The sequence below is a fragment of the Candidatus Omnitrophota bacterium genome (assembly GCA_013791745.1).
In the GTDB taxonomy this organism is placed as follows: Bacteria; CG03; CG03; order CG03; family CG03; genus CG03.
Genome location: VMTH01000023.1, coordinates 1 through 4,452, shown reverse-complemented (window position 1 = coordinate 4,452; position 4,452 = coordinate 1). Strand labels below are relative to the sequence as shown.

The window sequence follows — 4,452 nt, the reverse complement described above, 5'->3', positions numbered from 1 at the left end:
TTTATCTGTCCGTCACGGTCGGCATGCACTTCAGCCTGCATCTTCATCACTTCAAGAACAATTAACGTATCGCCCTTCCTGACACTGTCTCCCGCCTTCACTTTTATTAATATAACCACTCCCTGGATGGGCGAACAGATCGCGCCTGCCGGAGCCTGTTCTTTTGGCGGCTTGAGCGATTCTTTTTCTTTCGCGGGCGTTGGCCCTTCATGCGCAGGTTTTATTTTTATTCTGAATTCCTCATCATCCACGGACACTATAAACTCTTCCTCCGAAAATGTCTGTTTGGCCGGCGCGGCGGCGGTTTCACACACAGACAGCGGCTCGGCTTTCGCTTCTCCTCTTAAAAACTTCGCCGCAATCTGCGGATACAGCACATAACTTAAAAGATCTTCCTCTGAATTCGCGGGAATTTTTTGGTCTTCTATTTCTCTCTTTGCCTTTTCCAGTTCCGGCTTCAGTAAATCCGCCGGACGGCAGGTTATGGGCTTTTGGTCTCCTATAATCTTTTTTAAGAGTTCTTTGTCTATCGCCACAGGCACGGCTCCATACAATCCCAGACAGTAATCTTTAACCTGTTCGGTTATTTTTTTATATCTTCCGCCCATTAATACATTTAACACCGCCTGCGTGCCCACGATCTGACTGGCGGGTGTCACAAGCGGAGGATAACCCAGGTCTTTTCTCACCGCCGGCACTTCTTTAAGCACATCGCTGTATTTATCCAGCGCCTTCTGCTCTTTAAGCTGCGAATAGAGATTTGAGATCATCCCTCCGGGTATCTGATGCACTAAAACGCTCACATCCGACTTCTCCGCCACCGGGCTGCACAGGGACTGGTATTTTTGTTTTACCTGCAAAAAGTAATAGCCGATTTCCAGCAGATCCTTGAGGTCGAATTTTGTATCATAAGGAGTATTTTGTAATGACGCGACAAACGGCTCAAGCGCCGGCTGGGAAGTCCCTCCGGCAAAGGGAGAAAAAGCGCAATCCACCATATCAACTCCCGCCTGACAGGCGGCATAATAACTTAGAGCGCCCATACCGCTGGTCATATGGGCATGCAGGTTAACCGGCAGACGCACCGCCTTTTTTATAGCCGAAACCAGATCATACGCCATCTGAGGAGTGATCAGTCCCGCCATATCTTTTATGCAAATCACATCACAGCCTAATTTTTCAAATTCAACCGCCATCTCCGTGAACTTTTCTATCGTATGCACAGGACTGGTGGTATAGGATATGCCCCCCTGCACAATGGCGCCGGCGTCTTTGGATGACTTTATGGGAACTTCCATATTCCTCATATCATTGAGGGCGTCAAAAATTCTGATTATATCAATGCCGTTTTTTACGGATAAAGAGACGAATTTTTTTACCGTATCATCCGCATAATGGCGGTAGCCGACAAGATTCTGCCCCCGCAAGAGCATCTGAAGAGGGGTTTTTTGGGCTTTTTCCTTGATCTTACGGAGACGCTGCCAGGGATCCTCCGCCAAAAAACGCAAACATGAGTCAAAAGTCGCACCACCCCACACTTCTAAAGAATAAAATCCTATTTTATCCATTTTTTCGACGATGGGGAGCATATCTTCCGTACGCATCCTTGTGGCTATCAGCGACTGGTGCGCGTCCCTTAATGTAGTATCAATAATTTTTACCATAATCTAATTCAACCCCCCTTTTTAATTCCCTTCTCTCCGAAAGAAGAGTTCATTTTACACATAATTTTTACCAAAGTCAAAAAAAGAGTAGTGGGGTCAGGTCTTGACATTAGACATTTATGAAGGAAAAATGAAAAAAAGGTGGAAAAACGGGATATCCCCATTTTTCGGTCGCGGCAGCGGTATCCGTTGTCAGAATCTGATGTCGAAACCCGCGGGGGGATCTTCCGTTGAGTCTGAAATTTTTATGTCAGCGACCTCGCCCGGCCCGCCGTAAAGCTCTCTTATGAATTCGCCCAGCTTAGCGGTCTCTCCCGCAGCGAATATCTCCACTCCGCCGCCGTGAAGATTCCGCACCCATCCGCGCAGCCCCATGCTTCTAGCCGTTCTGCTCGCAAACCAACGGAAACCCACGCCCTGCACGAAGCCCGTCACCCTTATCAGCTTTTTGTCCATTTTTTAATTATAGATTTTTTTGTATACTTCGCCAAATAATTATGAAAATAAACAATATACGGAATTTTTCCTTTATCGCCCACATAGACCACGGCAAGTCAACGCTCGCCGACAGGGTGCTGGAGATAACGGGCGTAATAAAAAAATACAAAGGTAAAACCCCGCAGATGGTCAACATGGATCTGGAAAAAGAGCGCGGCATCACCATAAAGGCGAAAGCCGTCAGTATCCCCTATAAGGGATACAACTTCAACCTCATAGACACGCCCGGCCATGTTGATTTCTCCTACGAGGTGTCCCGGTCGCTGACCGCCTGCGAGGGCACCGTCCTCATCGTTGACGCCTTCGGCGGCATTGAGGCGCAGACCATAGCCAACCTCAATATGGCCAGAGACAACAACCTCACCATAATACCCGTCATAAACAAGATAGACCTTCTCAGCGCCCGCATAGACACCGTCACAACCGACATATCGGGGCTTCTGGGATGCGAAAAAGAGGATGTCATCAGGGTGTCGGCGAAAACCGGCGAGGGCATCAACACGCTTCTGGACAAGATCATAGAGCTCGTGCCGCCGCCCGAAGGCGAGCCCGCCGGAAATCTCAAGGCGCTGATATTTGACTCCACCTTCGACCCCTTCAGGGGCGTGATCATATACATCCGCGTTTACGACGGCGAGATACGCGCGGGCATGAAAATAAAATCCATTGCCACCGGCAAGGAATACGAGGTGCAGGAAGCCGGTATTTTCAGGATGAAGCCCGAGAAGAAAAAGAGCCTCACCGCCGGCGAGGTGGGATATTTCATAGCCGGTATAAAAAGCCTTGACGAGATAAAGATAGGAGACACCCTCACGGGCGCGAAGGACACCACGGCTCCCGTCCCCGGATTCAAAGAGATACAACCCTTTGTCTTCTCTTCGTTCTATCCCATAGGCGACACGACGGAAAAAAGGCTGCGCGAGGCCATAATGAAACTCAACCTCAATGACGCCTCTTTCACATGGGAGCCCGAACAGTCTCAGACGCTGGGACTGGGTTTCCGACTGGTCTTCATGGGCTCTCTCCACATGGAAATAATACAGGAGCGGCTGGAAAGGGAATCCGACATAGAGATACTCGCCACCGCCCCGCAGGTGGTCTACCGCGTCAAAACTCACGACGGCGAGATGATAAACATATCCCGCCCCGACGAATGGCCCGAAAAAAAATCCGTAGCGAAAGTCTACGAACCCGAGATAACGGCGACCGTCATAACGCCCGACGCGTGGCTCGGGCAGTGCATGAAACTTCTTGAATCCCGCCGCTCGCAATACATCAGCCTCACCTACATCAACCCGCAGAAAGTCATACTCAAATACAAACTGCCGCTGGCCGAGATGATAGCCGACTTTTATTCGGACCTCAAGTCCGTCAGCAAGGGCTACGCGTCATTTGACTACAAACACTCGGGTTTCAGGGAAGCGAATCTGGAAAAGGTGGAGATCCTCGTCAACGGCGTCCCCGTGGAAGCCCTCTGCAGCATACAGCCCCGCGAGAGAGCCGCCTTCTTCTCCCGCGATATTCTGCTGAGAATGAAAAAATACATAGACAAACAGATGTTCGAGGTGGCGCTCCAGGCGAAACTGGGAGGAAAGATCATAGCCCGCGAAACCGTCTCCGCGCTGAGAAAAGATGTCATAGCCAAATGTTACGGCGGAGACATCACGAGAAAAAGAAAACTGCTCGAAAAACAGAAGGAAGGGAAGAAACGGATGAAAAGAATAGGCTCCGTGGACTTGCCTCAGGAAGTGTTTTTTGAAATACTCAGAAAATAACTTATGGAACAACTCGTATTTTTTATATCTCTCGGTATAGGCGCTGTTTACCTGGTAAGCATCCTCCGCGAAAAGTGGCAGAAGATAGTCACGGGCGTGATAGTCTGGGGCGGATGGGCGATCGCCTTCTGGAAATTCAACGGCGGGGAATGGCCCAAAGTCGTCGCGCTGACAACGCTCGGCTGCCTGCCCTTTCTCTTTGAGGTCTATCCCAGAAAATACGCCGAAGCTGTCAGGCAGGAGCTGAACTCTTTCTTTCAGACTCTCCTCATCGTTTCCGTCCTGATGTATTTCATAATACAGGCCTTTAAAATACCATCGGGCTCCATGATGGATACATATCTGATAGGCGACCATCTTTTCGCATGTAAATTCCGTGACGGCTGGAAGATTCCGCTGACAAAAAAATACATAAAGTTCGCCTCGCCCGTCCGCGGAGATGTGATAATCTTCAAATACCCCCTCGACCCCAAAAAAGATTTCATCAAAAGATGCATAGGCCTCCCCGGCGACAC

Annotated in this window: 4 protein-coding genes; 2 read left to right on the top strand and 2 right to left on the bottom strand. The window is 49.6% G+C overall.

The annotated features are described in order from the left end of the window. Positions 1 to 1,664 (bottom strand): oxaloacetate decarboxylase subunit alpha (gene oadA / locus FP827_01110; protein MBA3051684.1); only part of this gene is annotated, 1,664 nt, incomplete at its 3' end. A gap of 192 nt (positions 1,665 to 1,856) precedes the next feature. Next, positions 1,857 to 2,120 (bottom strand): acylphosphatase, encoded by a 264-nt coding sequence (locus FP827_01105; GenBank protein ID MBA3051683.1) that lies wholly within the window; start codon positions 2,118 to 2,120, stop codon positions 1,857 to 1,859. Between the two features lie 41 nt (positions 2,121 to 2,161). Here FP827_01105 and lepA point away from each other — a divergent pair, with 41 nt between their 5' ends. Together lepA and lepB are read left to right on the top strand one after the other, a co-directional pair. Further along, complete coding sequence (lepA, locus tag FP827_01100; protein ID MBA3051682.1) at positions 2,162 to 3,937, top strand: elongation factor 4; 1,776 nt, start codon at positions 2,162 to 2,164, stop codon at positions 3,935 to 3,937. A 3-nt stretch (positions 3,938 to 3,940) separates the two neighbouring features. After that, on the top strand, positions 3,941 to 4,452 hold a 512-nt coding region (lepB, locus tag FP827_01095), incomplete at its 3' end, for a signal peptidase I (protein ID MBA3051681.1).